Origin of the sequence: Acinetobacter sp. C32I (genome assembly GCF_023702715.1) — a bacterium.
Lineage (GTDB): Bacteria > Pseudomonadota > Gammaproteobacteria > Pseudomonadales > Moraxellaceae > Acinetobacter.
This window is the reverse complement of the sequence record NZ_CP098480.1, coordinates 243,795-268,985: the sequence shown is the minus strand read 5'-3', so window position 1 is coordinate 268,985 and position 25,191 is coordinate 243,795. Positions and strand designations below refer to the sequence as shown.

Here is a 25,191-nt window from a genome sequence, read left to right as displayed (position 1 = left end):
AGATTTAGACAGAAGTCCTACTTAGTAGATGAACCTGTGTAACTAAATCTCCTTTTTTTATTTCTCAATTTCTAGCTTATGAAAATAATAAGCCCCGCTTCTTGGTGCATTCCCTTCTTTATCTGGATGCGGTACATCAACACCAATGCGAACCAAATGCTTATTACCACCTACCTCAGCATGTACTAGATAATTTCTATATCCAGCAATACCGGGTTTTTGCTCTGGTTTCGTGTTTGGCTCAAAATGGGGATCGTCTGGAATAGACTTCTCATACAATTCTGGTAAAGCAGGATAAAGACTACGTAATAGCCGCTCCTTTTCATTGTCTTTACCGTTTTTGGCTAAAGATGCTTTTAGATTGGTTGTAGTGAAAATCATTTTATGTCCTGTTGCCTTATTCACAACTGGATTAGATTCTCCATGTTTCCCAACCAAAATCTCTTTTAATGCCTCTCGAACCGTTGGTGTATGTAAGCTATTCGCTGGCATTTGCTCAGAATGCTGACTTGTGATTGTTACCGCATTTTCCTCGGTAAGTTTGCTAGCCTGCATTTTTGTATTACTAGAGCCACCACCACTACCAAACTGCCCATTATCTGCTCTTGGATGTTTAGATTCATCCCATTCGCCGTCAGCATCCATTGCTGGATCATCCTCACGGCGTTCTGGCAAAGTTTCAGCGTCAAGACTGTTATAACCACTAAAAGAATCATCAGCTAAACGTGTGCGCTCTTCTTCTTGGCTAATAATATTAGCCTCTACAAGTGTTGCACCTGTTTCCGCTTTGGTTTTATTGATAATGGCAATTTGTTCTTCTGTCATTTGCTCTAATGGAACAAACTCAAAAGTAATGTCGTCATATATCTGACCAAAAAGGTGTAACTGTATAATTTTTAGGATTGTCACCAATGGATCTGTGTAAACGCTCTGTTGTTGAGCAGCTACATAGTCATAGTAAACCTTGATTTCACCCTCAGAGGATGCATTTAAACCACTTGGGGTGACGCCAAAAAGTTTTACCAGTGGAATGTGACAAGGTGCAGCCATTTGCTCTTGCGCTTGAGCTTGAAGCTTATCCAACCCCGATAAGGGTGTGTTGTACTGGAAAAAATCCTCTGTTTCCTGGTCAAGCATCATCAAGCCACGATTATCACGCATGCGGTTAAACAGCTCTGCACGATTGATAATATCGGTTGCATCCCCATCCTCTTGTAGAATTGCATCCATATTGGTTTTGATGCCGCTAGTAGAGAATGAGTGAATCAAGTCACTAACTGAATCGCGCGTGCTTAGCCAATTATCCACGTATGGCATCATCATCTGAGTCATGCTTAAACCACTAAAGTTGTATGACGGCTTAAGCATGTCTGAAACAGGGTGACTGATAAGCGTAAATAAGCGTGTGCTATGTACTGGCTTACCCATCACATACCACATATTAGGCTTATAGAAATACTTGTTTGTTGGATCAATTGAATCGTAATTAACCGGCGTGGTCCATATCGGCTCAATCACTTTCAATTGTTTAAGGCTACCCTTTTTAATTGTGGCTTTATCAACAATCAACGGCGTTTCACGATCATCATTCCCGTCAATTTCAATAAACAAGTTCCCACGACCAAAAAAACCATCGTGCTCAGTTGCCAACTTGAACGCATCACGAATTTTGAATTGGTCAAAAGCAACCTCAATCTGTTTAATTTCATCTGACAGATCATCCGAACCAATACTTTTAAACTGAATCCACTTACGAGTCATTTCAGTAGCAAGTGTCTGAACTGGTGCGCGGTACTCGCTTCGCTGCGACAATTCAGACAGAATCGGATAGCCTAAAAAGTTCATGCTTACGCCTGCGGCATTTGCATAACCAACCATGCCGCCGCTGTCCATCGCTAGACCTTCGCCGTCTGGGACTACGCCTTTGGGCAATACTGGCATTTTGAACTTTGTCACAACTTCCTGAGGCTTTGTGCCTACGGCGTTCAATGCCATTAAACTGATTCTTTTACGCTTTGGTTTTTCGCCCTGAGAAGCAGTATTTTCACTTTCTACGGGCGTGGCGAATCGGAGCCAACGGATGAGAAGGCTCAATAATTTTTCACGAAATTTCATATCTGGCTCAATACTTTGTTTGATACTTTAAGAGCGCCTTTGCGCTTCATGATTGGCTCAAGGGCATAGCGAATGCTGTCAATGTAGTGGTTAAATTCATCAAGAATGATCGGCAACACCTCATCAGTAAGGCGATCTTTTTTGTATGAATACTTTTTAAATTCTTGGTAGGTCTCTTTACAGCGACTATGGATGTAAACCTTCCTGAAGGAACGAATGTGGGCAATCCCATCCTCTACGGAACCTTTACCCTTTTCACAAGCTTTGATGCGCCGTAATCCCTTTTTCTTGAGATGGCTAATGGACTCAGGCCGTGCGTTATCAGCTAAAACCACATATTTTTCTATACCTGGTATTTTTGCCTTTAAAAAATCAACCGTGTCATCTAACTCAAGACCGACTTTGCCTCCTTCATGCTCGATATATAGGCAATCATCATATATCCATGATTTAGTACCTGCAGTTGGGTCATTGGCAAAACCGAAGTCTAGACCATGATATGGCCCATCCCATTTATCTGTATCTGGAACAAAATCCAATTTCTGAAATTTACCATTAAAGATTTGAGCCTCGGATGCTTCAAGATATGCACCCTCCCAAATCCATTCATAATCCGTTATAGATAGGTTTTTCTGATCTTGACGGCGTTCCTTTTCCAATTCTTCAGGGAACCAAGGATTGTCGGTGTAGTTCATCTCTACACCCATGCCAATCAACTCGCCCGTTACAGGATCATGCATCAACTCATGTCTAAATCGCTTATCAGTGGCACTGCCGCGCTTTTCAGGGTTCCATGTAATCCAGATTTCTGAACCAGCTTCACGGACCGTAGGCTGTAATTTACGCCATGCAACCTCACTAACTGTTTCGGCCTCATCAACCCAACACAATAAAATACGTGCTTTAGATTTGATGCTATCCAAATTATGTCGTAAACCACAAAATCCGTATGAGACACGGCGGTTTTTAGTCCGAATATAGTTTTCACCTATATCGTAGTAATCATTTAGAAAGGGAACTGCACGGATTGCCTGCTTAATCTCCTCCATTGAAGAATCAGCAAGAGTATTCATATACTCACGACCACAAAGAATCATGCCGCTTATATTTGCCTCAGCAAATACATAACCCTTAACCGCCGTCATCACAGCAAATGTTCTTGTCTTACTCGAACCACGGCCACCCCATGATTGTCTATAACGTAAATTTGGTTCGGCAAATAAGGGAATAAGTTTAGGTGGCAGTTCGATCTGTACCTTGGACATTAGGCGCTACCAGTTCAATTGTTGTGGGCTTGTTTATCGACTCGCCCTTACTTGTGTGGTCCACCTCTTGTTTATTGGTATATAAACCACCCATCTCTTTTGCGGCTTGTTCAGCCCATTTGGGAATTAACACAGGATTGTCAGGGTATTTATCAACTAAGCCCTGAAGTAGTTGTAATCGATACCGCATATTTGCAATGGGTATTGCTTCAAGTTCTTGGTTTGCTATACGGCGGTATTCAAAGAATTTATCTCGTAATTCCTGGCTTAAATCTTGACCAGTTCTTTTTGTAGGGTCATATGCCTCACATTGCTGGGCTGTTACTTCAACATTAAAAATATCTTTAACTGTTTTAGATGTTTGAGTTGGAGATTCAAACTCAGCAAGCATCCTCACGATGAACAGTTTCACCTTTTTGGTAATACGTGCCATTTCAACCATTCCATCCAAGTACATCCAAGAAGAATGGTAAAAAAATTTAAACCACTCTTAGAAAGCAAGTCCCACAGGCATGATAGATATCAGCCTTAGCCACTGTTGGCCTTTGATTTGCAGCATTCACCATTTCTTGTACTTCCTTATTTGCCCCATAACGGCGAACTACGCCCGTGAACTCTTCTACATCATGTCCTTGTATCGTCAGCTTAGGCTTACCCGTTTCACGGTTATAGGATGGGATGCCCCATTCATCTTTCTTATGCGCGATGTGATAAAGCTCATGTTCGATCAAAGCACAGAAATCAATATCATTAGCATGCTGGGCATACGTTGCATCAATCGTGATTAAGTAATCAGGCAAATCATTGAACCATTGATAAAACTGCTCTTCCTGCCGTTCTTTCTTCCATCCACCTGCATTGATCATGATCTTTTCAGTTTGGCCAACCACAAATCGACCTTGTTTCTGAAATCCACCTTTAGCCCACATTACGGCGATCTGTGGATAGTGGAACGCTCCAAGATGTGCATGATCAGGGTTAAAAAGCTTATGGTCAGGATTTAGAAAAATAGTCTTAATCCATCGCCATAATTCTGGTGCCGGTGCAAAGTTTGGTGTGTCTTGGGCAAAAATCCAATCAGGGGGATATGGTCTTTGCTGAATTACAAAACCGACTTCTTTCATAAATTTTACCCATTAAAAAACCGCCACTAAGGCGGTTTCTTTTAAACATGTTTGGTGAAATTAATAAATGCTACTTCCCGTCCATTTTCCTCCGGAAAGAAAGTGAACTCAAAACTACTGTCAAGATTTCTTTTTGTTGTCACACTTGAAGTATGAACATCTTTAAAACCAAAGACTTCAACCAGCTTTTTTCCTTTTGTTACTTCTTCATCTTCTGTTAAGAAATACAACTCTAAATCTTGGTCAAGATTTTGCAATTCACTTATTAAATCTTTTACTTTCATTAATTAGTCTATCATTTGTTATGGATAGATAATAATAATTGGCATTCAACAGAAACACCACCTTAAATCTTCAGGTGTTTTTAATCCATCTCGATCCTATTAAATAATAAACACAATCAAAGGCTTATATTCAAATTTCGCCTTGCTATAGTTTGTATGCAGATAAGATAGTGTTTTAGTTATGTCTGAGAGATCTTTAATTGTGAATGTCTCAGAACTCATACCCACCTCTTATGTAATTCAATCTCAACTATTCAATAAGTTTTTATACAATTCCTTATCCCTATCATACATTTCACGTGTGACTTTTAACGATTTTAAGACCTCTGGAATACTTAAAAAATTCTTAAAGGGTATTTTTAGGAATCGTTTATTTGTCTTAATGAATCCGACTTCAAGTCGTTCATTTGAGTTTAGGCATCCACAAAAAAACTCAAAATAATATCCGCCAAAAACCATTGAGTATGAAAACCCACTCTTATGATTAACTCTTAATGTAGGGGGTAAAATAAAATTCTCTAGGATTCTTTCTTTGTAATAACCTCTATTACAATAGAGCTTTGAAATTTTCACATTGAAAAATTTTTCATCAATTTTTATCTTTCCATTTATACAATTTTTAAAATAATTACTTAGTTCTTCTGATAAAACTGAATTCTTAAAAACTACATGTTCTGAAACCATTGAACGCCAAAAAATGGATACAACATACATTGCCAATCTATATTGGTTGACATCTTTAAATTGCCAATAATCGGACTTTTTATGAATTTTTACTCCTGGTTGCTTATTTTTCAAAACCCAATAAGAATAATTTTCATATTTCGCGTTTAATAGACTCTCACAATCCCTGCAAAGCATTGGTGTTGCAAACTGATCGTTTGATTTTTTTATTATATTTTCATTCACACTTGTAGCAATAAGATAATGTGAGTTCGAACTCTTCATCATTGCCCTGAAAACAGCCTTTCCTATTACATGAGAATTCTGCAATTCTGATTCTTTATCACAAAGTTTACAAATACCAATCTTCATTGTTTAATTTTACGGTGTATGTAGAGATTTCATAATTTTAGAATAATTTACAATATAAAAAATTAAAAAATTATCACCCTGTTCCTATTTTTTTAAGTTCAGCATCCGCTCAATCTTTTCTAGCATCTTTACCACTTAATAAAAAGCCCCATTTGGATAGGGCTTTAAAGGCATTACATTTATTGAATTCCTAATCTCGATCTCAATCTATTTCTAATTTCTTTTGAAAAATCTTTTTGCTTTTTAAGAATTCTTTGATTTACATCATCATCTTCTTTTAATCCCAATTCGTCTCTAAGTGTTATTTGCAAATTCATAGCATTTAAACCTATAGGTTCAACATATTCCATAAAGTCCAAAACCACCTGAGGTCTTTCATTGGAACTTCCACCTAATGCGTACCAACGTTCAATATATTCTATAAATTTGAAATTTGCTTTTGATAAGTCCATTGTAAAGTCTAAAATTTTTTCTTTTGTTAAAGGATCCGAAATGAAACTAGCTTTATGTAAAGAACCAAGTACTTTTGATAAAGATTCTTGAAATTTTACTAAGTAATTCTCTTTTAACTCAATTGATTGGTAACTACTTAAGTCCATTAAAAAACTTTGCCAATCTTGTACTAGATCTAGATAAACATCTCTTTTTGCTTCTGTAAGCTTATCAACCTTGTGTGAAATCAAAGTATTTTTAGCTTGTTCAACTATTGACTTAACAATTACATAAGCTCCAATCAATGCTGCAATAATTGCACATACCCCTTGTATATATGCTGCATCTAAAACAGCCCTTATTTCATTCACTTTTTATTATCCCTTATAAAATTAAAGCCCATCAATTTGATGAGCTCAGAATGCTTGGTCATGGTTAAACCGTAATACGACCAGTATAGAAAAACTATACCCTAGTTATCAGAATAATGCTAACTATTATTTTTAATTGCTTTGTAAGTATCTTTCTTATAATTTTCAATTGATTTCGATGCCTCATCAATTGCAGATTCAATTGACATTGTTATTAGGTTTTCGTATGGCTTCCATGTTTGACGATATGAACTTTCTGTCATTTGGTTTTTACCAATACCCGCATACATTAACCGACCTTTCGCCGTGTAGTTTTCCTCTAATTCAGGATTTAATGCAAAATCAATAACCATTCGAGAAATGAGCCACGCCAAGTGATACATTGCAATTCCTTCTGGTTCTCTTTTCTTATCAGCAACGGCGTTTTTTAAAAGAATATTTGCTAAGTGCTGGCGAACATATTCATAGTCACTTTGCGCTTTACCTTCAAACACAATCAAAGCTGTAACTGACTTTGCAAGCTGGGTATCCATAGAAGCAATAGCACCCAATCGATCTTGATAATCCAATGGCTTCTCTCCCGTTCCACGGACATTAGGTTCTAAGTTTGGTGAACTCGCCGTCAGACCATGAGTCAACCATTCAAATTGTTCAAATTTAGCTGCTACTGTATTCATGCTCATACCTCTGTAATATCAATGCCGTGAACCGTTTTCATTAAGTGTTTTTTGGTGCGATAACTTGGAAGCTTTCTTGTTGCTGCTGACTTCACATCTTCAACGATGTATGTGCCTTCGCCGTTGTAGTAAGTGAAATCAGCAAAGTATCTAACAGCTGGCTTTGCCCTTTTCTCTCCCTCTAATTTGGTCTTAGGCGCCAATTCAAATTTATTGTGATGTTCTAGCCTAGTAATCTCCCCACGTTGCTGCATAGCCTTGAGCTCGATGTACCGCTTGTGCTCCTTCTTACTATCAAACGTCATACCGTCAAGCTCAACCTTCTGTGCGTTAAACTTGTTGCGTTTAGCTGCCTTAGGCTTATCGCATTGCTTGAGAATTTCACGGCGGTACTGATCGATGCTCATTGATGTCATAGGTTATTCACCCATCACATAAACATAAGATTCAAGGCGTTTTGACCAGTACACTGTTTTGCCTTGCTTGCTTAATTTGCGTTTGCGTCTTCGGGAAACTGGGCGCTCTTTAGTCCATGAGTGATAAATACGCTTCCCATTTACAGTGCCAAATCCACAAAGCAGACAAGCAATGTCATAACCGTGTGGGCATTTCTCGTGGTTTATTTGATACTTTTCCGAGATTTCCTTTAATTCCTCAATCGTAATTTCTCGGCCATGCTTATCTTGTGGGTAATCATCAATAGCTCTATGGCTCCATTGGATATGCCTGCAGTCGCTTGGTAGAAACAATGTCTTAACATGAGGGATATACTTAAACTCTAATTCGTTGTAATAGCCCATAGACTTAGCAAGTGCCATCACACTATTAAATTCAGACTCATTGTTTATTCTTGATTTATATTCACTCACGGGCTTTGCTCCTCTGGACGTTTTTCTAATGATTCTTTCCAGTCGCCTCGAAAATGGTTTAAATAATTGTCTCTAGCATTGATATTGAAAAAGGCTGAAAGATGAGATTGGTGTCTCCAAGCATCACCCATGATTTTTGGCTCTACTAACCAACCACATGCCATACCATCCTCATCTGTGGCCATGAACTGAACATGCTCAGGAATTAATGACCAATTGTATTTCCCCTTTGGCTGTTGCTCCCACTTTTCAAAATGAAAGACAATCTGGCTTGTTGTCTCTTGAACTTGACCAAACATTAAAGCTAGACGGTAATTAGCCACGTAATCACGTAACTTTCGATTTGAATCTTCAAGTTGCTTACGCCAGAACTCCAAAGTGAATGAGTGCTTATTTTTGTTGCAGATAGTGCAAGCAGGCATAAGGTTTTCAATCACATCATGCTCAGGATTCATGCAAGTGCCATCGCCATTTCTACGGATTGGAATCAAATGATCAGCTTGCCATTTCTCGCCAAGCAACTCACCGCAGTAAGAACACATGCCGCCAAACTTCATTTTTATACCAGCTCTTTGAGCTTTGGTTAATTTCATCGCCCTTCTCCCGCACGTCTGCTCAAATCAGCCAGACTTAATATTTCTGTTTTAAGTTGATGTTCTGTGTTGTTGTGAAATGCGTTGATCACTTGGCGAACAACGATAATTTCGTAGTGTGGACGGCGTTTCATATTGGCCAACCACACTAAAAAGAAACGGATGTCTGCGTTGGTTAAGATTATGTTCATAGGCCACCACCAGTACGCGCATCCATCCAATTGCACTCAACCACGGTTAGGCCGTCATGCTGGAAGCGTGACCACAAACGATCACCCAAACTTTCTTTTAATTGAGCTTCAGTCCAGTTTGAAATTAAAACTGTCGGTTTTTTAGCGTCATAGCGTGAATAAAGAACTTTGTGGACCAATTGCAATCGGCTTTCGTGCTGGTCATGCAATCCATACTCATCAATGATTAAAAGATCGTAATCAGTGAAACGCCACACTGCGCTTGCTTCGCTGTCGTCTGTCTTTTTCCACGCAGAAGCAATTTCATTTGCCATATCTTCGCTTGTGACATAACGGGCATAACTACGCTTATCCAGAACGTTTCGAGCGATAGCACAAGCCAAATGTGTTTTTCCTGTTCCCGTGCGGCCATACATAATCAGATTGCGTTTTTGCTTGATTTCAGGATTGTTAAAATCCTTCGCATATGCATGACATGCTGCCTTTGCATCACGCTGCCCTTCATGGGTCACGTTGTAATTTTTGAAACCACTTTCAGCATGTCGGACTGGAAGCAATGCACCTGCAAAGTGTTTCTCACGAACTGAGGTATTTACAGAAACCATGTGTTCAGATTGAGCCTTTTCCACCGCCTTAATCGCACAGGTTTTACAGAAATCACGGCCAGCAATTAAAATCATTCGCTCTTTGTGGATTTCACAAAAACGGTTTGAATTACGAATCTCTGGTTTTAAAAAATTGGTCATAGCGTTCACAGTGAATCTCCTGTGTCTACGTCATCAGCACATGTGGCGTATTGTTTAACTTGGCCATGAGCAGCATTGACGTTGAGATTATTTTGTTTGTTATTCGGTGTTGTATTTCGTTGTGGTTTTTTGAACTCAAGAATTAACCACTGAGCAAATTTCCGAGTCTTTTGGTTTTCAGTGAGGTCAATCTTGTTTTCCCAGTGAGCATTGAAATTACCCAAATGAAAATCGTAATCAGGCATAGCGATTACTTGCTCAGCTTGAACACCCATGCTTTGGCGAATTACGCTCAAAAGAATTTCAGGATTTGGAGACCAAGAATTTTCGACAACGGTTTGAGTCTGTGCGCCTAACTCAGGATTCAGTGAATCAGGATTCAGATTAAAGGATTCAGGATTCAGGGCGTTTTGATCTGAGATAAAAACAGTTTCAGAACAGTTATTACCTTGTTCATTGTTGTTTGCATCACTGTTTTTGATTTCAGTATTCGTATCAATAAAACCGTTATTAGTTGTAATAATTGGGTTGAATGCACCAGTTTTATTATAGAAATCAGTTAATTCAGATTTCTTAACAAGCTTAGGTTTGCCAATAACAGTTTTGTTTTTTGGGTTACGATCATAAACAGTGTAAAGCCCATTAACGTCTGGAAGCTCACTGTCTTTCTCTAAACCATGTGGGTTTTGATGTTTGATAAAGTTTGCAATCTGGATTACATCTGTATCATCAATGTTGTATAACTCGATAAATCCATATTTTGAAATGTTAGATAACTGTTCCGAAACGTTTATTTCATCCGCTGGAAATAAAGACATTTTGATCTTTTTAGGGCGATTTTCTAAACGCCCCTCTCGATCTGCTAATGTCCATAACCCAATGAACAATAATCTCGCTTCAACAGAAAGCTCGACTATGTCCTCATTCATAAAGAATGATGGTTTAATGTTTCTTGCTCTAGCCATGAATTAACCCTCTAGCTTTACCAAACCACGGTATGCAAGCTGACGAATAATTCTTGGTGGAATAAACTCGTTGTTGATCTTGTATCGTGTACGTGACTTTTCTTTTACTTGAATCAATAAATGCCCATCTTCCATAAGACGGCGAACACTTATGGCTTGCCCCCCCATATGGGTTGTTTCTTCAAGCATGTAAAATTTTTCTTGAGCCTCAATTGCTGCATTCATAACAGTTAAAGGCATAGCAGCAAGCTCTTTCGCCGTATAGATTTTCACTGGCTGTTCAAGCGGTATCGCTGTTTCGATAGGAGTAGCTGAAACAGTGATATCCTGTTTTTTAGCTTTCAGTTTTTTCATGTTTCACTATCCTTTGGCTTAATGTAGCCACCAAATGCTTGAACACAATCAGCCTTAACAAGACTTGCTATAACCTGCTGAGCTAACCACTGAGTTATCCTGAAGTGATGCGCCATGGCTTGCATAAGTTCTTCTTTAGAGACAGCAGCGTTGTTTTCGTCATAGCCTTTGCTGCGTAAACTAAGTTTCTTTTGTTCAAAAATATGACCAAGCAAATGCAAAGCTGGCTCATGAAATGATTGGATTTCACTTTGTTGGCGTGAATCCTTCATTTGTTGTGTGAAGCTAGTCATATAGCCTCCTGAACCAAGCGCTTTTTTGCTTCACGCTCTGCTCTTGTAGCTAGACGAATTTCAGTACTTGATACCGTTAAAATTTGCCCATCAGTTAAAATCGTGATTCCACTGGGCTGAACTTTTAAAACCATAAAAATTTCTTCCGAGTCGAATGAGCGATCCACAAATTCAATTGCCTTTTTAATCACTACTGCGTTACCAGGGCGAAATTCACTACCCTTGTCCACCGTGTTTTGATTTGATATATTGGTCATGTTCTTTGGTTCCTAAGATTAATGAACACTGCTCAAAGCTCGAACTGCAATTTCGGGCTTTTTGCTTATCTGGAATACAGAAAAAATACTTTTTAGAAAATTCATGTATTCGCTTGAATACTTTGTATTCTTTGCCTTTTTGAACATTTCAACTGATGATTGGCCTAAATCAATTTGTAGCTTTAAATCTATGGCCTCTCTCAACCATTTCGCTCGATTGCCATCTGCTAAATCATCTACTAACTGCTTAACTTCAACCGGTACACGCGTTGTCATTGGCTCAAGTAGCTTTTCACCTGGTTTGATTGCATTACTTAAGTTCTGCATTGACTCACCTCTAATTCTTTTTCCTGCTGAACGAGAGCATCAAGGGCACACCCTTTTTCATACTTCACACTTTGTTGAAGCCCTTTGCTGATTCTTGATACTGAACTTTGCTCAATTCCACTTTTTTCACTAATGAATTGCTGGGTGTAATTTCTTGCTAGCAAATAATTAATCTTTTCTTGAAGTGTCAGTGGCATCATTTAATAGCTCCTGTGGTATGCACACTTTCATTTTATGCAAACTTGCATAATAGTCAATGCAAAAGTGAATTATTTTAAACAAATTATGATTATTTGCATAAAATGGGAATGCATTCCGAGGGGTATTTTTTATGAGTTTTTTACAGTCGAATATCGAATACTTATTAAAAAAGTTTGATACCAATCCAACCAAACTTGAGAAAATTCACCCTGAGATTGAACAATCAACGTTATTCCGTATTCAAAATGGCTTAACAAAAAATCCTAGGTATACAACTTTAGCCCCTTTTGCGAAGTGGGCAGGCGTGGAAGTTGGTGATTTATTTGAGAAAGATTTAAGCAAAGAAGATACCAGTCGAACAGTTATTGAAAATAAATCCACTTCTAATCTCACATCTGGATATGCAAAATTAGCACCCGTCTTATCTTGGGTTCAGGCTGGTGAATTCACGAATGTAGAAGCTATAGATTTATCTCAGATTGAGGAATGGTTGCCACTTCCAGATGAATGCACAAATTGTTTTTATTTGAAAGTTCAGGGTGTTAGTAACAGTCCTGTTTTCCTTGAAGGTGACTATATTCTGGTAGATCCGGATGTATATTATGGCGATATGCAATCAGGTGATATTATTGTTGTGCGAAGATTTGAAGAAGCAACATTTAAGAAGTTAGTTATTGAATCTGACAATACACGTTATTTACAAGCACTTAATCCAGATTTCAAACCAAACATTATACCTTTGGATGAAAATTGCGTTTTCATCGGTGAGGTTGTCGATTCTATTCGCTACATGTACAAATCGCGAAGAAGGTCCAAAACTAGACATAGTTAATAAGTTCTCCAATAAATAGCCCGCTTTTTAAGTGGGCTTTTTAATGCATTTAAAAAATATTAATGCAAATATGCATAAAAATATATTGCATAGAATAATGCAAATATGCATAATCTTTCTCATGGACAGCAAAAAGCCCTGAACACTTACGACGGCGAACAGGGCTTCTCACTTACTTGAGGTAGATTATGAAACAAATCGCTATTAACAACAACCCTTCTTTCCAGTTCGGTAAAGTAATGCTCACTTCATGGGCATTAGCCACTGGTGTAATTAGCGGTACTGCTTTAATTGGTACCAAGCTAACTCACTCTCAACCGCAGCCTGAAGCATCGATTTACAGCTTTGATAACACCAAATCTGATTACGGCGTTCTAGCTGTTCAAATCACTTCTGATTCAACTGGTACCGCTGTGGTCAACCTTGATGGCTTCCGTGTCTACACCAGTTTCGATTTTGATTCTTTCCAAGATTCCAATGGCCAACTTGGTGGTGACTTCACTGCGATCGATATCAAGAACCTAGCAGTTGACCAAGTATTTGATGCAAACGGCAACAATTACGGCGACTTCACCAATTCTGATGATATCCGAAACATGATCTCGATCATTACCGCTCACGTTGTTAAAAACAAAATGGTTGAGGGGGTGTAATCATGGCTATCAATATCATTAGTGCTGATCAACCTTTACAAGTTAATGCAATCATCACCTACATCTACGCCGATCCCGGTCTTGGTAAAACTTCTATGGGCTTTACGGCGGACAAGGCAATTTCATTCGACTTTGACCGTGGTTCTCATCGTACCGGTGAACTACGCCGTGGTGCGGTAGTTCAGGTTCAGCAATGGAAAGATGTTGCTGATCTAACTCCAAGTGATTTGGCGGCATATAACACCGTGGTAATCGATACTGTTGGGGCAATGCTTGAAAGCATTAAGACTCACCTACTCTTAACTGCAAACAATCGTCAGAAAGATGGTGCACTTAAATTAAAAGCTCAGGGCTTGGCTAATCAAACCTTTAAGCAATACATCAATACTCTGATCAGTCTTGGCAAAGACGTTGTATTCATTGCCCACGCCTCAGAAGATCAAAACGGCGATCAAGTTATCTATCGTCCAGATTTAGGTGGTAAAAACCGTAATGAGCTTTACCGCATTGCAGACATCATGGGTTATCTAACAACTGTTACCACTGGCGAAGGTAAAAATGCTCGTGTTATCAGCTTCAAGCCATCGCCTACTCACCATGCAAAAAACTCTGGTGCATTAGGCGGTGAGACTGGTGAAGTTTGGGTACCAGATCTCAAAGCTAATCCAACATTCCTTGCTGATCTGATTAAGGCTGCTAAGGACCATATCAACACGCTCACGCCTGAACAACTTGCATTGACTAAAGCTGTTGAGGATCTCACAAACTGGCAACAAAGCTGTGCTGAAGCTGAGCATGCTGGCGATTTAAACCAGCTCACCGAGTCATTAATCAAAGATCATATGTATTACCAGAACATGCGCCAGATCATGCTTGCCCGATCTAAAGAACTTGGGTGCACATTTGATAAGAATCAAAACAAGTGGATTGGTCAACCTGAGTTCCAAGGCATCTCGACTGATCAACGTGATCAACTATTAAGCTTTATTGATGAGCGTGGTCTGGATACTAAAACAGTCTGCGAACATTTGGGTATTGATAGCCTTCTGCAAATAGAAATTAAAACCCTTAACGCCGTTAAGGAAGATATCGAAAAGATGGCCAAAGAAGGTGTTAAGTCATGAAAGTAAGAATTAAAACAGTCAATGGTGACATTGGTTTGCCTTCAAATCTTCAACTCGATGTTGTTTACCAGGCAACACGTATTGATGCAGATCGAATGAAAGTTGTTTGTGATGATGGGCAAGAGATTACAACCTCAATTTCCAAGTCTGGTTATTTAGGTGCGTTTGGAGAATGGGAAATTATTGAAGAGGTGGCAGCATGAAAATTTTATCTATCGAATTTAGTTCTAATCTAATTTGTCCAAAGTGTAGTAGTAGCCAAGTTTCATTTGGTTGTAGTCATAGTGGTTCAGGCCTACAAGCAGAATGTCGCTCGTGTAGTTATTGCTGGGAGTAAACCCCGTGCACCAAAAATTTAATAATTAATACCCTACGATTGGAGGATATATGTCTAGCAATATTAAACGCATAAAACTCGCAATCTTCGCTAAAAATTACTGGAGCGACGAAGATTCACGCCCATGCCGTGCAACGTTAGTAAGTCACATTGAGCGAGGTTGGTTAAGCGGGAAAAAGATCGGGACCCACTGGTATGTTGAATGCACAACATGGGGCGCTCCACTATTTTACAGTAGCGAGACACCAAAGATTGCACTGCAATCACCTCCAGTCACAGGGAACTCTATAGCCGATAGAATTTTAGCTGAGATTTAACATGACACCACGACCAAGGGGCAAAGGGAGTTTAGACCTCCCACCCCATGTTGAAACAGATAAAAAGGCCAATGGTACTACTTACTTCCGTTATGTTCTGCCAAACGGACAACGTAAATCACTTGGTAAAGATCGTAACGAAGCAATTATTGCTGCTATGGCTTTGAATGCGGCGCTTAAACGACACCCTGATATAGTTTCAAAAATCCTTGAAGTAAATCGCAAAGTTGAGAATAACATCCCAACTTTTGAGAATGGCTTAAAAGAATTTCTCGATCTACGATTAACTGAGAAAACTTATGCTGTATCCACAATGGAAATTATTAACGCTAATTGCGACAAGTACATTGAAAAATGGGGTGACCTAAGTTGCGCTGAAATGACTTTGAATATGTTGGCCACTTATTTAAAAGAACAAACACCTTACCAAGCTGAAAAGCATCGGTCTTTGTTGATCGATATTTTTAAATACTTTGTAGCAAATGGCTGGGCAACTGAAAACATTGCTGAAAAAACACTTAAACCAATACGTCCTAAAAAAATACGTCAACGTTTAAGTAATGAGATGCTGGCACTGATTTATGCAGTTTGCCCAGAGTGGCTAAAACTTGCTATTGATTTGGCTTTGCATTCTATTCAGCGCCGTGGCGATTTGGTAATGCTGTTACGCACGGCGGTTAATGTGAAAGAAAATACATTTACAGTGCTGCAGCATAAATCACTCAACTATGACAAGCCGATCTATATTGAGGTTGATATGCATCCAGAGTTGGCAGAGACAGTTGTCAAATGTATTGCAAATTCATTCCGTTTAAATTGCCCCCATTTGATAGCAACACGGCCTGAGCGAATTACTGAACACAACCGGATTGCAAAGCCACACCCTTATGCAGTGACTGAGGACCACTTAACAAAGCAATTTCAAAAATACCGCGATTTGTCTGGAGCATGTGACCATTTAGAACCAAGACAAAGACCGTCATTCCATGACCTTCGAGCACTCGGTATTTTTAATATTACTGAGAAATATGGCAAACCATATGCCCAAGCTTTGGCAGGCCATGCAACTGAGAAAATGACTGATCACTACTTACAAGGCCATGAAGAACCAAAGCCGCAAAAGGTAAGTTTCCGATAACACTAATAGTTTGAGTATTAAATACTCAAACTATTTGCCATCATCAACTTCTAATTTAAACTCAACACCAGTTACACGGTTATTATAATCTACGGCTAATTTTAAGACTTTCAAAGTTGCCGTTTTAGAAGTATCGTTTTTGAAAGGTGCTAAAATATCGTCAGCTTCTTTTTGAATCAATCTAATATTATAAGTATACAAAACAGTATGTTCATAAGGATGGCCGCTTATAGATTTCCCACCATTATATGGTTCATAAGCGGTACCATCTTGAAGGATAATTGGTTTAATCGCTCCAATATCTCTAAATGATTTAATTTCATGAACAGTAGTTGGATCACCCTTTATTTCTAAATATTCAACTTTTGAATGTTCAATTAGATCAGGTCGTTCAGAGTGAAGTATCTCCAAAACATCAGGTTCATACCAAACATCTTCAAAACCTATTCCATGCATTTTAGAGATGATGAAGAAAACCTCATCGTCCGTTATTATTGCTAAGGCAACTTCTCCAGTGCGCTCAATATAATCTGACCCATTTTCTTGTTGCGCCCCCAGATGAAAATGCTTAATACCGAAATCATTGTACATTCCATCTAAAAAGTTGCCTTGAATTGTTGTTTTATTCTGGTATGGATTGATATCTCCACCACTTTCAATACAAGCAACAAGATTAACGAAACCAGCTTGATTCTCATCCGACACAGCAAAACTACTAGATAAACTTACTGTACGTGGCTTAATTGCCGTTAATTTTGACAAAGCATTCAAATACTGAAAAAAATAAAGAGTTGAATATTTGTCTTTCCTTTTTTTGTATTTTAAATTTTCAGCAATAAGTTGACTCTCTGCCCAATCTTCTAAAGCTTGAGTTGCATCATCCATCGAAAAATCATTTACCATATCTACTCCTTATTTTTGTATTCCAATTTTATATTCTAACTTATCGTTATAAGAGCGTGAATTAGTTCCCCGAAAATACCCCTAAATAGCCACTAAAAGAAAAACCCACCTTTTGAAGTGGGTTATAAATCGCTGATAAAGCGTAAATTTTGGTAGGTATATCCAGACTCGAACTGGAGACCTCTACGATGTCAACGTAGCGCTCTAACCAACTGAGCTATACACCTAGAATGAGAAGCATCATATTCATTTTTTATCAGCTTCACAAGTTTTTTTGTGACTGTTTCAGTGCAATCGCACAGTCTTTAAGCAAGCGCTTAAATTCTTCAATATTTGCACCATCTTGCTGCTCTAAAAAAACAATTTGTTGATATAACACAATTGCTTGTTCGAACACCTGTTTGTTTTCAAACTGACTTGCCAAACGCTGCATCCATACTTGAAAAGTCTCTGCGTGTTGCTTATGCAAATTTCTAGGTAGTTGCTTCTGAAACTTAAGTACAGCTCTTTGATAATCAGCTTGTTGCCGTCTTTGTCGCCACCAATAAATCCCCACATAGACCATCAAAATAGCGAATACACCAACAATCAAAACAATCGCATATGCATAACTTGAATCCAGTCCTAAGCGAGACAACCAGTTTTTCTGTTTCTCTGCATCATAACCGACAACTTTGCTTTGCCATTGATAACTTAGATAATCACTCCAAATCCGCATATTTTTTAGAAATTTAAATTGTTGTAGTTGCCAAGCCTTACTTTCATCTCCCCATACAGTTTGATCTTGTGCCAAATAATCCTGCATGCCCGTATCAATTCGTTGCGGTGCAATCATTGCGGTTGGATCTATTCTTTGCCATTTCCCATTGAGATAGACTTCACTCCAGGCGTGTGCATCCAGTTGGCGAACTTCCCAACTTTGTCCATCAGGTGCCAGTTGTCCGCCTTGATAGCCAGTCACTACGCGTGCTGGAATACCTGCATAACGCATCAGCATCACAAAGCTAGACGCATAATGCTCGCAAAAGCCCTTGCGGCTGGAAAACAAGAACTGATCAATACGATCACCACCCAATATCCCCGGTGCTAGGGTATAAACAAAGCCATTTTTTCTATACCAAGCAAGAACGGACTGTAAATACTTTTCAGGTTGCTTTTGACTTTGTTCAAAAAGCATATGCGCCAATTGCTGGGCTTTTGCATCTCGATCCGGGTCAAATTTAAGATTCAACTCCAGTTGGCGCGGTAACAAGACTACCGCTTCGGCTGGTAACCGACCCAACCACAACATCTGTATAGGTACATTGCGTTTAACCAATTTAGTAGGACGAATACTATTGTCTTGATACAACTGCAAATAACGTTCTTGCGGAATCGAGTATTCCAAACCCATAATCCAGTTGGCTTGCTCATCCGCCGCTAAATATTGATAAGGTACGCTTCTTTGGGTAGACTGCACATTTTTAATTTGTTGATTAAAAAAGCTGCTGGTCCATGTGGCTCCATCATATTGATCTAAGACTAAAGCTCGCCAGTACAGTTCTGGTCGACTTGGAAACTGCGACATATTCGCCACAACTCTAAACGCCAAGGCTGAAGATTGTGATAATTGTGCAATATCCCCCGGCGACATCCGGTCACTAATCCCAGTCGTGGCTTGATTAGTCTGAATTGGAACTGCCCACAGTGGCGGTAAGCGTGGGAAAAAAATAAATAAGATCAGAAAGAAAGGTATTGCAATGCCTACAAATTTAAAAATTTGCTTCACATCTTGTTTAAATTGATTGGATGATAGTTTCGTTTGATTAAATAATCCCGTCTGTATGCGATACAAACCCAATAAACACATCACGAAGGCTGTAAATACAATCAACGCCATCCAAAACGCTTGGCTATGTAATAACAGACTCGCACTGACGAACAAGGCAAAATTAAAAATGATTAATAAATCTCGGGTGTTTTTCGCTTCTAAACATTTGGCAAATAAACAGGTACTTAAAAAGGCGACGCCCGCTTCTACTCCAAGGATGGTTTGATAATTGAGATAAACGACACCTAAAGACAATAGAATAAAGATCACCAAAAACCATTTCGGAAAAGCTGCCCAGCTCTGTTTACGATATCTCCGAACCAAGAGCAGCCAAACTACCGCCCATAATCCCGTTAAAGCAGCAGGTGCAAAAGCGGTTTGCCCAAGTAATACGAGCGCCAAGACAGCTAAAACACAGAAATAGATTTGTTTAGTCATCATTATGCCTGCGCCAATAAAAGTTTTGCCTGAATTAACTGAGATTGTCCCTGTCCGCTTTCCAAGCGTGTATGCGGCAAAATAAGTGCATAATCATCACCTAACTGTTCACATTGCTCGACCAAACCCATCATAAAGCTTAATTTTTCTTCGTGGCCTAGTGCGGGAATCTGTTGATAATCAATCTCCAGATGTTGATGATTAACTTGAGCTTCAAACATTTTGATTAAAAAACCCTGCCCGCGTGCAACTTGTTTCCACGCCACATTCTGATAGGAATCTCCGTGTTGAAAGCCGCGAAGTTCTTTGAACTCATCTAGACTATCTTGAGCAGAAGTCGGCTGGTTTTTATGTTCTTTTTGCCAATCATAGGCTTTGGGTGCAATCCAGACTGTTTGTTTTGGCGATAAATACGTCCAAGCACGGACTAAACCAAGAGGATAAGTAGAATAGATTTTAAGGGTCTCAAATGCATACAAACCTCGTTTGTCTGGCATAACTGCTAGTTCAACACTGTGTTGAGTTTGATCAATAAAAACCAATTGCTCTTGAGTTTGCCACTGGATTCTTAGATAACGTGCAGAAGCAACCGATTGTTTAAACAACAGCTTTAAACTGAGAGCTTGATCAAGCTGCCCGACCTCAGGTACCACAACATCAATTTGTAAATCATGTAATTGCTTAAAGGTCAGATAAAAACTAATGCACAGAATGGCACTGATTAAAAAGCAAAACCCTAAAATCAGATTATTGGCATAGTTAATTCCAGCAATAAAGGTAATTAGAATCAGGACCAGATATAGAAAACCTTGTTTATAGATAAAAACCAAAACGTCCTTTTGTCGCAGGGTTTTACTGCGATCCACTTGGAAACGTTTTGCGATCCATTGATTGACCTGTTGTTTAAGTCCAGCTTGCATAGTCTGTACTCACTTATACAGCTTCAACCGACTGCAACAGTTGTTTTACCTCAACTTCGCCTAGACTGAGACGATGCGCTGCAACAGCGACAAATACGGTCTGCACATCATCCGTGGTCACAAAACTACGCCCTTCAACCAACGCATAAGCTTGTGCTGCGGATTTCAGTGCTAACACCCCGCGTGTTGATAGGCCATGACGTTGCTTACGTGTTTCAGCAGCCAAGTCTAAAATATAATTGAGTACAGCGTCACTGAGGAAAATCTGTTTTGCCAATTCACGTAAATGTAAAATATCGGCTTGGTTAAACACAGCATCTAATTGATGGATCAGGACTTGGCGTGAGCTTTGTTGTAACAGTAATTTTTCTGCTTGACGAGATGGATAACCCAATGACAATCGCATCAAAAAGCGGTCTAGTTGAGACTCTGGCAATGCATAAGTGCCACTTTGAAAGAGCGGGTTTTGCGTCGCCAACACCCAGAAAGGTTGTGGCAATTCATAATGCACGCCATCTACCGTAACAGCTCCTTCTTCCATCGCTTCCAACAAAGCACTTTGAGTTTTGGGACTACAGCGGTTAATTTCATCTGCGAGGAGGATTTGGGTAAAAACAGGACCTTGCTTAAATTCAAATATATGTTCTTTCTGATTAAAAATATTGATGCCGATGACGTCGCTGGCCAACATATCATTGGTAAATTGAATGCGCTGAAAATGTAATCCAGCCAACCGAGCCAAGGCACTGGCTAAGGTGGTTTTCCCTAATCCAGGTAGATCTTCAAACAATACATGTCCACCAGCCAATAGACAGGTCAAAGCCAGTTTGGTTTGTTGTGGCTTATCTAAAATCAGCTGATTCACTTCAATTAAAAAGTGTTCAATCTTTTGACCAAAGCTTTTAATATCTTGTTCTAATGCTTGGTTTTGTCGTTTTTTGTCTTGAATTGAAGCCTGATCCGTGCCCCACATAATTTTATCCCCAAAATAAAACAGTGCATGTTTCAACATACACTGTTTTGGTTTTTTTTCAACGAAATCAAATGATTTCTAGCAAGGACATTTTTTCATATTACCGCCCGCTGAAGGATAACGCGCATCGATACAATGACGATAAAAAGTCTTGGCATCCATCGGGGTTAGATCAGGATGATGCGCTTTCATATGCTGTACATAAGTTTCGTAATCAGGCACACCCACCATTAGACGAAAACTCTGCTGCAAACGTTGCCATAACACTGCAATCCGTGACCAATTTTTCGGTGATAAAAGCAAATGTTTTTGCGACATGATGGTGAATTTAATAATTTTCACAATCACCGCACTGCCTTGTCGAGCAATTTTAAAATCCATCGCTACTCTCCTTTGATGCTATTCGCCGTCATCGGGGTTTCTGAATAAACGGCTGGTGCCTCGTTCACTGTTGGTGTAGGACTCGCCAATGCTCTGCGAATAATGCCTATAGAAGCAATCACCATTACAATCGCAACAATCATAAAGAAGCCACACAGTGCCGCATTGATCTGATTCGACATCACAATGGTTTGCATTTCAGCAATGGTTTTGGCTGGTGCAAGCACCTCGCCACGCGCAATTGCATCCGAAAAACGATTCGCTTGTGCGAGGAAGCCGATTTTTGGATTTTCATGGAAAATCTTTTGCCAGCCTGCTGTCATTGAGGTAATGAACAAGAAAATCGTCGGGACAATGGTGACCCAAACATACTTCTCTTTTTTCATCTTGAATAGAATGACTGTACCTAAGATCAAGGCCATCGAGGCAAGAATCTGGTTACCAATACCAAATAACGGCCACAATGAGTTAATCCCACCAAGTGGGTCAACCACACCTTGATAGACGAAGAAGCCCCAACCTGCCACCGCGACAAAGGTCCCAACCAAGTTCCCAAAGAATGAACTCGATTGTTTAATCGCTGGAACCACGATACCTACTGTATCCTGTACCATGAAACGACAAGCACGTGTACCCGCATCTACCGCAGTTAGAATAAATAATGCTTCAAACAGAATCGCAAAGTGATACCAGAATGCCATCATTGAGCGGTTGTTGAAAATCTCTGAAATGATATGTGCCATACCAATTGCAAATGTAGGCGCACCACCTGTACGAGATAAGATTGAACTCTCACCGACTTCCTGAGCCAGTAAAGTCAACATTTCTGGACTCACCACGAAACCAAGATTTCGCACTGCTTCTGCAGCGGTCTCTACCGAGGTCCCTAAAACTGCTGCTGGTGCATTAATTGCAAAATAAATACCTGGATCAAGCACGGTCGCACAGATCATTGCCATGATGCCGACGAATGATTCCATCAACATACCACCATAACCGATCATACGAATATTGACTTCGTTATCGACCAGTTTAGGTGTCGTTCCTGATGCAACCAAGGCATGGAAGCCTGAAATCGCACCACAGGCAATGGTAATAAAGAGGAAAGGAAATAAACTACCCGCAAATACAGGACCTGTACCATCAACAAAATGGGTTACTGCTGGCATTTTCAAATCAGGCATCGCAAAGATAATCCCGATGGCCAAGCCTGCAATCACACCAATTTTAAGGAAGGTTGATAAGTAGTCACGTGGTGCTAATAACAACCAAACCGGTAAAACAGAGGCGATAAAACCATAAATAATTAAGGCCCATGTCAATTGAGTACCACTCAGGGTAAATAACTGCCCCCAATAGGGATCTTTTGCAACATCACCTCCATACACAATTGCCGCCATCATCAGTACAAAACCGATAATCGACACCTCTGCAATTTTTCCTGGGCGTAGATAACGCATGTAGATACCCATGAATAATGCAATAGGAATGGTGGCTGCAATACTGAATACACCCCATGGGCTATGCGCCAATGCTTTGACGACGACCAATGCCAGTACTGCAAGGATGATGATCATGACCCCCAGCGTACCCAGCATCACAATCACACCCGCAAAGGTACCCAATTCCTGTTTGGCCATTTCGCCTAGAGAGCGACCATCACGACGTGTTGAAATAAATAGAACCAGAAAATCTTGTACCGCACCTGCAATCACTACCCCGACCAAAAGCCAGATCGTCCCAGGTAAGTAACCCATTTGTGCTGCGAGAATTGGACCAACTAACGGCCCTGCACCGGCAATCGCGGCAAAGTGATGACCAAATAGAACAAATTTATTGGTCGGAACATAATCCAGACCATCGGCAAGGCGATGTGCTGGAGTTAACCGTTTAGGATTTAATTCAAAAACTTTGTTTGCAATAAATAAACTGTAGAACCGATATGCAATGCTATATACACAGACCGCAGCAAGAACCAACCAGACTGCATTGACATGCTCACCACGGCTAACCGCCAATATCCCAAATGAAATTGCCCCAACAATGGCAACCAAACTCCATAGGAGTTTTGAGGGAAGTGATGACTTTGCTTGTGTTGTCTCCATTCAAAACCTCTCAAATACATAACGCGTGGCTAGGGTCTGTTGATATTTCACTTTACGAGCGATAGCTCTCATTGCGACAGAAGACATTTTATAGATGGCACAAGGCATGTTTTATGCAATTTAGCTATTCTAAATAATGAGTAGCGATTACAGCTACGCAAGATAATGCAGTGGCAACAAAAAATGTCAACAAACCCTATTAGATTTCCCTTTCCATATTTTCTGTAGAAGAAATATCTTTGTAAGTTTACCTTCTAGCTTCAATTATTTATCTAATACTTTGGCATAAAAAAAGGGATGATTGTTTAATCATCCCTTCGATAATTGTATGTCTTGAGTAGCTCTGCCACTCATTCACAATTATGCACGTTCTAGGTAGTCACCAGTACGCGTGTCTACACGAACACTTTCTTCTTGCTGTACGAACAATGGAACACGTACAACTGCACCTGTTTCAAGTTTCGCAGGCTTACCGCCACCGCCAGAAGTATCACCACGTACACCTGGATCAGTCTCAACAATTTTGAGCACAACGAAGTTCGGTGGGCTTACAGTCAAAGGTACGCCATTGAATAACATGATCGTACATTTTTCATTAGAATCGTCTTTTAACCATTTCGAAGCATCACCCATAGCTGTTTTATCAGCAGCGATTTGCTCAAAAGATACAGGATCCATGAAGTTCCACATTTCGCCATCGTTGTAGAGGTAATCCATTTCTACTTCTACAATATCAGCTGCTTCTAAAGAGTCACCTGACTTGAAAGTTTTTTCTAATACTTTACCAGAGCGAAGGTTACGTAATTTCACACGGTTAAATGCTTGACCCTTACCTGGTTTTACATATTCATTTTCCATGATTGAACATGGGTTGCCATCAAGCATAACCTTAAGGCCTGCTTTAAAATCATTTGTAGAATAATAGGCCATGAAAGGCGCACTCCAAACTTAAAAATCAAATCTTATGGGCTTGTTTAACATTCATATTTGGTTGCGACAGAGGAGATTTTTTCGACGATACAAGGCATGGATGGTGAAATTTAGTTATTCTAAATGAACCATACATAACGCAGTAGCTACAAAAAATCTCCCTGTCCCGTAGGGTTATGGCTAAAATTTCCTCATACTTCGTTATGAAACTTGGCAAGGGAATAGCCATTC

The 25,191-nt window shown here is 39.6% G+C and carries 31 protein-coding genes and 1 tRNA gene; 5 read left to right on the top strand and 27 right to left on the bottom strand.

All coding sequences use genetic code 11. The annotated features are described in order from the left end of the window. Positions 1-57: 57 nt before the first annotated feature. The 19 genes from NDN13_RS01315 to NDN13_RS01225 form a co-directional block, all read right to left on the bottom strand. Positions 58-2,115, bottom strand: coding sequence for an anti-CBASS protein Acb1 family protein (locus NDN13_RS01315; RefSeq protein WP_251116862.1), 2,058 nt, complete (start codon positions 2,113-2,115; stop codon positions 58-60). Continuing rightward, on the bottom strand, positions 2,112-3,380 hold the full coding sequence (locus NDN13_RS01310; RefSeq protein WP_251116861.1) for a PBSX family phage terminase large subunit: 1,269 nt from the start codon (positions 3,378-3,380) through the stop codon (positions 2,112-2,114). Before NDN13_RS01310 ends, NDN13_RS01315 begins: the two co-directional genes overlap by 4 nt. Then, positions 3,349-3,813, bottom strand: a complete 465-nt coding sequence (locus NDN13_RS01305; RefSeq protein WP_251116860.1) for a DUF2280 domain-containing protein — start codon at positions 3,811-3,813, stop codon at positions 3,349-3,351. The genes NDN13_RS01310 and NDN13_RS01305 overlap by 32 nt, the downstream gene beginning before the upstream one ends. A gap of 46 nt (positions 3,814-3,859) precedes the next feature. Further along, positions 3,860-4,504 (bottom strand): putative metallopeptidase, encoded by a 645-nt coding sequence (locus tag NDN13_RS01300; protein ID WP_251116859.1) that lies wholly within the window; start codon positions 4,502-4,504, stop codon positions 3,860-3,862. A gap of 41 nt (positions 4,505-4,545) precedes the next feature. After that, positions 4,546-4,788, bottom strand: coding sequence for a hypothetical protein (locus tag NDN13_RS01295; protein ID WP_251116858.1), 243 nt, complete (start codon positions 4,786-4,788; stop codon positions 4,546-4,548). 246 nt (positions 4,789-5,034) lie between these two features. Then, a complete protein-coding gene (locus tag NDN13_RS01290) occupies positions 5,035-5,823 on the bottom strand; it encodes a hypothetical protein (protein ID WP_251116857.1) in 789 nt (262 codons plus the stop codon). Between the two features lie 179 nt (positions 5,824-6,002). After that, positions 6,003-6,626 (bottom strand): hypothetical protein, encoded by a 624-nt coding sequence (locus tag NDN13_RS01285; RefSeq protein ID WP_251116856.1) that lies wholly within the window; start codon positions 6,624-6,626, stop codon positions 6,003-6,005. Between the two features lie 119 nt (positions 6,627-6,745). Continuing rightward, entirely contained in the window at positions 6,746-7,303 is a 558-nt protein-coding gene (locus NDN13_RS01280; protein ID WP_251116855.1) for a hypothetical protein, read from the bottom strand. Positions 7,304-7,305: 2 nt separating this feature from the next. Then, the gene (locus NDN13_RS01275) at positions 7,306-7,719 is read right to left on the bottom strand and encodes a DUF1064 domain-containing protein (RefSeq protein WP_251116854.1); all 414 of its coding nucleotides are present in this window, start codon (positions 7,717-7,719) and stop codon (positions 7,306-7,308) included. A 3-nt stretch (positions 7,720-7,722) separates the two neighbouring features. After that, positions 7,723-8,172, bottom strand: coding sequence for a hypothetical protein (locus NDN13_RS01270; protein WP_251116853.1), 450 nt, complete (start codon positions 8,170-8,172; stop codon positions 7,723-7,725). After that, positions 8,169-8,765 (bottom strand): HNH endonuclease, encoded by a 597-nt coding sequence (locus tag NDN13_RS19830; protein ID WP_353050818.1) that lies wholly within the window; start codon positions 8,763-8,765, stop codon positions 8,169-8,171. Before NDN13_RS19830 ends, NDN13_RS01270 begins: the two co-directional genes overlap by 4 nt. Beyond that, positions 8,762-8,956: a hypothetical protein gene (locus NDN13_RS01260; RefSeq protein ID WP_251116852.1), complete on the bottom strand. Its 195-nt coding sequence runs from the start codon at positions 8,954-8,956 to the stop codon at positions 8,762-8,764. Before NDN13_RS01260 ends, NDN13_RS19830 begins: the two co-directional genes overlap by 4 nt. Further along, a complete protein-coding gene (locus NDN13_RS01255; protein WP_502799560.1) occupies positions 8,953-9,702 on the bottom strand; it encodes an ATP-binding protein in 750 nt (249 codons plus the stop codon). The genes NDN13_RS01260 and NDN13_RS01255 overlap by 4 nt, the downstream gene beginning before the upstream one ends. 5 nt (positions 9,703-9,707) lie before the next feature. After that, entirely contained in the window at positions 9,708-10,667 is a 960-nt protein-coding gene (locus tag NDN13_RS01250; RefSeq protein WP_251116850.1) for a hypothetical protein, read from the bottom strand. A 3-nt stretch (positions 10,668-10,670) separates the two neighbouring features. After that, positions 10,671-11,021, bottom strand: coding sequence for a hypothetical protein (locus NDN13_RS01245; RefSeq protein WP_251116849.1), 351 nt, complete (start codon positions 11,019-11,021; stop codon positions 10,671-10,673). Continuing rightward, on the bottom strand, positions 11,018-11,314 hold the full coding sequence (locus NDN13_RS01240) for a hypothetical protein (protein ID WP_251116848.1): 297 nt from the start codon (positions 11,312-11,314) through the stop codon (positions 11,018-11,020). Before NDN13_RS01240 ends, NDN13_RS01245 begins: the two co-directional genes overlap by 4 nt. Then, the gene (locus NDN13_RS01235; protein ID WP_251116847.1) at positions 11,311-11,571 is read right to left on the bottom strand and encodes a hypothetical protein; all 261 of its coding nucleotides are present in this window, start codon (positions 11,569-11,571) and stop codon (positions 11,311-11,313) included. The genes NDN13_RS01240 and NDN13_RS01235 overlap by 4 nt, the downstream gene beginning before the upstream one ends. A gap of 18 nt (positions 11,572-11,589) precedes the next feature. Next, the gene (locus NDN13_RS01230) at positions 11,590-11,898 is read right to left on the bottom strand and encodes a hypothetical protein (protein ID WP_251116846.1); all 309 of its coding nucleotides are present in this window, start codon (positions 11,896-11,898) and stop codon (positions 11,590-11,592) included. Next, positions 11,886-12,089, bottom strand: a complete 204-nt coding sequence (locus NDN13_RS01225; protein WP_251118141.1) for a transcriptional regulator — start codon at positions 12,087-12,089, stop codon at positions 11,886-11,888. Before NDN13_RS01225 ends, NDN13_RS01230 begins: the two co-directional genes overlap by 13 nt. A gap of 140 nt (positions 12,090-12,229) precedes the next feature. On the opposite strand from NDN13_RS01225, the gene NDN13_RS01220 reads away from it, so the two are divergent. The 5 genes from NDN13_RS01220 to NDN13_RS01200 all read left to right on the top strand — a co-directional run bounded on the left by NDN13_RS01220 (position 12,230) and on the right by NDN13_RS01200 (position 16,500). Continuing rightward, positions 12,230-12,931 (top strand): LexA family protein, encoded by a 702-nt coding sequence (locus tag NDN13_RS01220; protein ID WP_251116845.1) that lies wholly within the window; start codon positions 12,230-12,232, stop codon positions 12,929-12,931. A 188-nt stretch (positions 12,932-13,119) separates the two neighbouring features. Then, positions 13,120-13,584: a hypothetical protein gene (locus NDN13_RS01215; RefSeq protein WP_251116844.1), complete on the top strand. Its 465-nt coding sequence runs from the start codon at positions 13,120-13,122 to the stop codon at positions 13,582-13,584. A 2-nt stretch (positions 13,585-13,586) separates the two neighbouring features. Continuing rightward, the gene (locus tag NDN13_RS01210; protein ID WP_251116843.1) at positions 13,587-14,708 is read left to right on the top strand and encodes an ATP-binding protein; all 1,122 of its coding nucleotides are present in this window, start codon (positions 13,587-13,589) and stop codon (positions 14,706-14,708) included. After that, complete coding sequence (locus NDN13_RS01205; RefSeq protein WP_251116842.1) at positions 14,705-14,911, top strand: hypothetical protein; 207 nt, start codon at positions 14,705-14,707, stop codon at positions 14,909-14,911. The genes NDN13_RS01210 and NDN13_RS01205 overlap by 4 nt, the downstream gene beginning before the upstream one ends. Before the next feature lie 452 nt (positions 14,912-15,363). Beyond that, the gene (locus NDN13_RS01200) at positions 15,364-16,500 is read left to right on the top strand and encodes a phage integrase Arm DNA-binding domain-containing protein (protein WP_251116841.1); all 1,137 of its coding nucleotides are present in this window, start codon (positions 15,364-15,366) and stop codon (positions 16,498-16,500) included. Positions 16,501-16,530: 30 nt separating this feature from the next. Here the strand turns inward: NDN13_RS01200 and NDN13_RS01195 are convergent, their stop codons facing one another. The 8 genes from NDN13_RS01195 to efp all read right to left on the bottom strand — a co-directional run bounded on the left by NDN13_RS01195 (position 16,531) and on the right by efp (position 24,960). Beyond that, a complete protein-coding gene (locus NDN13_RS01195) occupies positions 16,531-17,403 on the bottom strand; it encodes a hypothetical protein (protein ID WP_251116840.1) in 873 nt (290 codons plus the stop codon). A gap of 150 nt (positions 17,404-17,553) precedes the next feature. Continuing rightward, a tRNA-Val gene (locus NDN13_RS01190) sits at positions 17,554-17,630 on the bottom strand. Between the two features lie 35 nt (positions 17,631-17,665). Further along, positions 17,666-19,651: a transglutaminase TgpA family protein gene (locus tag NDN13_RS01185; protein WP_251118140.1), complete on the bottom strand. Its 1,986-nt coding sequence runs from the start codon at positions 19,649-19,651 to the stop codon at positions 17,666-17,668. Between the two features lie 2 nt (positions 19,652-19,653). Continuing rightward, the gene (locus NDN13_RS01180; protein WP_251116839.1) at positions 19,654-20,571 is read right to left on the bottom strand and encodes a DUF58 domain-containing protein; all 918 of its coding nucleotides are present in this window, start codon (positions 20,569-20,571) and stop codon (positions 19,654-19,656) included. A 13-nt stretch (positions 20,572-20,584) separates the two neighbouring features. Beyond that, positions 20,585-21,544, bottom strand: coding sequence for an AAA family ATPase (locus NDN13_RS01175; RefSeq protein ID WP_251116838.1), 960 nt, complete (start codon positions 21,542-21,544; stop codon positions 20,585-20,587). A 78-nt stretch (positions 21,545-21,622) separates the two neighbouring features. Continuing rightward, on the bottom strand, positions 21,623-21,925 hold the full coding sequence (locus NDN13_RS01170) for a YbdD/YjiX family protein (protein ID WP_004770453.1): 303 nt from the start codon (positions 21,923-21,925) through the stop codon (positions 21,623-21,625). 2 nt (positions 21,926-21,927) lie between these two features. Continuing rightward, a complete protein-coding gene (locus NDN13_RS01165) occupies positions 21,928-24,030 on the bottom strand; it encodes a carbon starvation CstA family protein (RefSeq protein WP_251116837.1) in 2,103 nt (700 codons plus the stop codon). 360 nt (positions 24,031-24,390) lie between these two features. After that, positions 24,391-24,960 carry an elongation factor P gene (efp, locus tag NDN13_RS01160; RefSeq protein WP_005271812.1) on the bottom strand — a complete coding sequence of 190 codons (570 nt, stop codon included), beginning with the start codon at positions 24,958-24,960 and terminating at the stop codon, positions 24,391-24,393. Between the last annotated feature and the right edge of the window lie 231 nt (positions 24,961-25,191).

Excerpts from the sequence above, each read along its gene's own strand:
- NDN13_RS01255 (WP_502799560.1), bottom strand. The coding sequence starts at position 9,702 with ATGACCAATTTTTTAAAACCAGAGATTCGTAATTCAAACCGTTTTTGT.
- NDN13_RS01230 (WP_251116846.1), bottom strand. The coding sequence starts at position 11,898 with ATGCAGAACTTAAGTAATGCAATCAAACCAGGTGAAAAGCTACTTGAG.
- NDN13_RS01240 (WP_251116848.1), bottom strand. The coding sequence starts at position 11,314 with ATGACTAGCTTCACACAACAAATGAAGGATTCACGCCAACAAAGTGAA.
- NDN13_RS01260 (WP_251116852.1), bottom strand. The coding sequence starts at position 8,956 with ATGAACATAATCTTAACCAACGCAGACATCCGTTTCTTTTTAGTGTGG.
- NDN13_RS01165 (WP_251116837.1), bottom strand. The coding sequence starts at position 24,030 with ATGGAGACAACACAAGCAAAGTCATCACTTCCCTCAAAACTCCTATGG.
- NDN13_RS01250 (WP_251116850.1), bottom strand. The coding sequence starts at position 10,667 with ATGGCTAGAGCAAGAAACATTAAACCATCATTCTTTATGAATGAGGAC.
- NDN13_RS01170 (WP_004770453.1), bottom strand. The coding sequence starts at position 21,925 with ATGGATTTTAAAATTGCTCGACAAGGCAGTGCGGTGATTGTGAAAATT.
- NDN13_RS01195 (WP_251116840.1), bottom strand. The coding sequence starts at position 17,403 with ATGGTAAATGATTTTTCGATGGATGATGCAACTCAAGCTTTAGAAGAT.
- NDN13_RS01220 (WP_251116845.1), top strand. The coding sequence starts at position 12,230 with ATGAGTTTTTTACAGTCGAATATCGAATACTTATTAAAAAAGTTTGAT.
- NDN13_RS01305 (WP_251116860.1), bottom strand. The coding sequence starts at position 3,813 with ATGGCACGTATTACCAAAAAGGTGAAACTGTTCATCGTGAGGATGCTT.
- NDN13_RS01295 (WP_251116858.1), bottom strand. The coding sequence starts at position 4,788 with ATGAAAGTAAAAGATTTAATAAGTGAATTGCAAAATCTTGACCAAGAT.
- NDN13_RS01290 (WP_251116857.1), bottom strand. The coding sequence starts at position 5,823 with ATGAAGATTGGTATTTGTAAACTTTGTGATAAAGAATCAGAATTGCAG.
- NDN13_RS01310 (WP_251116861.1), bottom strand. The coding sequence starts at position 3,380 with ATGTCCAAGGTACAGATCGAACTGCCACCTAAACTTATTCCCTTATTT.
- NDN13_RS01185 (WP_251118140.1), bottom strand. The coding sequence starts at position 19,651 with ATGACTAAACAAATCTATTTCTGTGTTTTAGCTGTCTTGGCGCTCGTA.
- NDN13_RS01315 (WP_251116862.1), bottom strand. The coding sequence starts at position 2,115 with ATGAAATTTCGTGAAAAATTATTGAGCCTTCTCATCCGTTGGCTCCGA.
- NDN13_RS01245 (WP_251116849.1), bottom strand. The coding sequence starts at position 11,021 with ATGAAAAAACTGAAAGCTAAAAAACAGGATATCACTGTTTCAGCTACT.
- NDN13_RS01280 (WP_251116855.1), bottom strand. The coding sequence starts at position 7,303 with ATGAATACAGTAGCAGCTAAATTTGAACAATTTGAATGGTTGACTCAT.
- NDN13_RS01300 (WP_251116859.1), bottom strand. The coding sequence starts at position 4,504 with ATGAAAGAAGTCGGTTTTGTAATTCAGCAAAGACCATATCCCCCTGAT.
- efp (WP_005271812.1), bottom strand. The coding sequence starts at position 24,960 with ATGGCCTATTATTCTACAAATGATTTTAAAGCAGGCCTTAAGGTTATG.
- NDN13_RS19830 (WP_353050818.1), bottom strand. The coding sequence starts at position 8,765 with ATGAAATTAACCAAAGCTCAAAGAGCTGGTATAAAAATGAAGTTTGGC.
- NDN13_RS01175 (WP_251116838.1), bottom strand. The coding sequence starts at position 21,544 with ATGTGGGGCACGGATCAGGCTTCAATTCAAGACAAAAAACGACAAAAC.
- NDN13_RS01210 (WP_251116843.1), top strand. The coding sequence starts at position 13,587 with ATGGCTATCAATATCATTAGTGCTGATCAACCTTTACAAGTTAATGCA.
- NDN13_RS01205 (WP_251116842.1), top strand. The coding sequence starts at position 14,705 with ATGAAAGTAAGAATTAAAACAGTCAATGGTGACATTGGTTTGCCTTCA.
- NDN13_RS01215 (WP_251116844.1), top strand. The coding sequence starts at position 13,120 with ATGAAACAAATCGCTATTAACAACAACCCTTCTTTCCAGTTCGGTAAA.
- NDN13_RS01235 (WP_251116847.1), bottom strand. The coding sequence starts at position 11,571 with ATGACCAATATATCAAATCAAAACACGGTGGACAAGGGTAGTGAATTT.
- NDN13_RS01200 (WP_251116841.1), top strand. The coding sequence starts at position 15,364 with ATGACACCACGACCAAGGGGCAAAGGGAGTTTAGACCTCCCACCCCAT.
- NDN13_RS01180 (WP_251116839.1), bottom strand. The coding sequence starts at position 20,571 with ATGCAAGCTGGACTTAAACAACAGGTCAATCAATGGATCGCAAAACGT.
- NDN13_RS01275 (WP_251116854.1), bottom strand. The coding sequence starts at position 7,719 with ATGACATCAATGAGCATCGATCAGTACCGCCGTGAAATTCTCAAGCAA.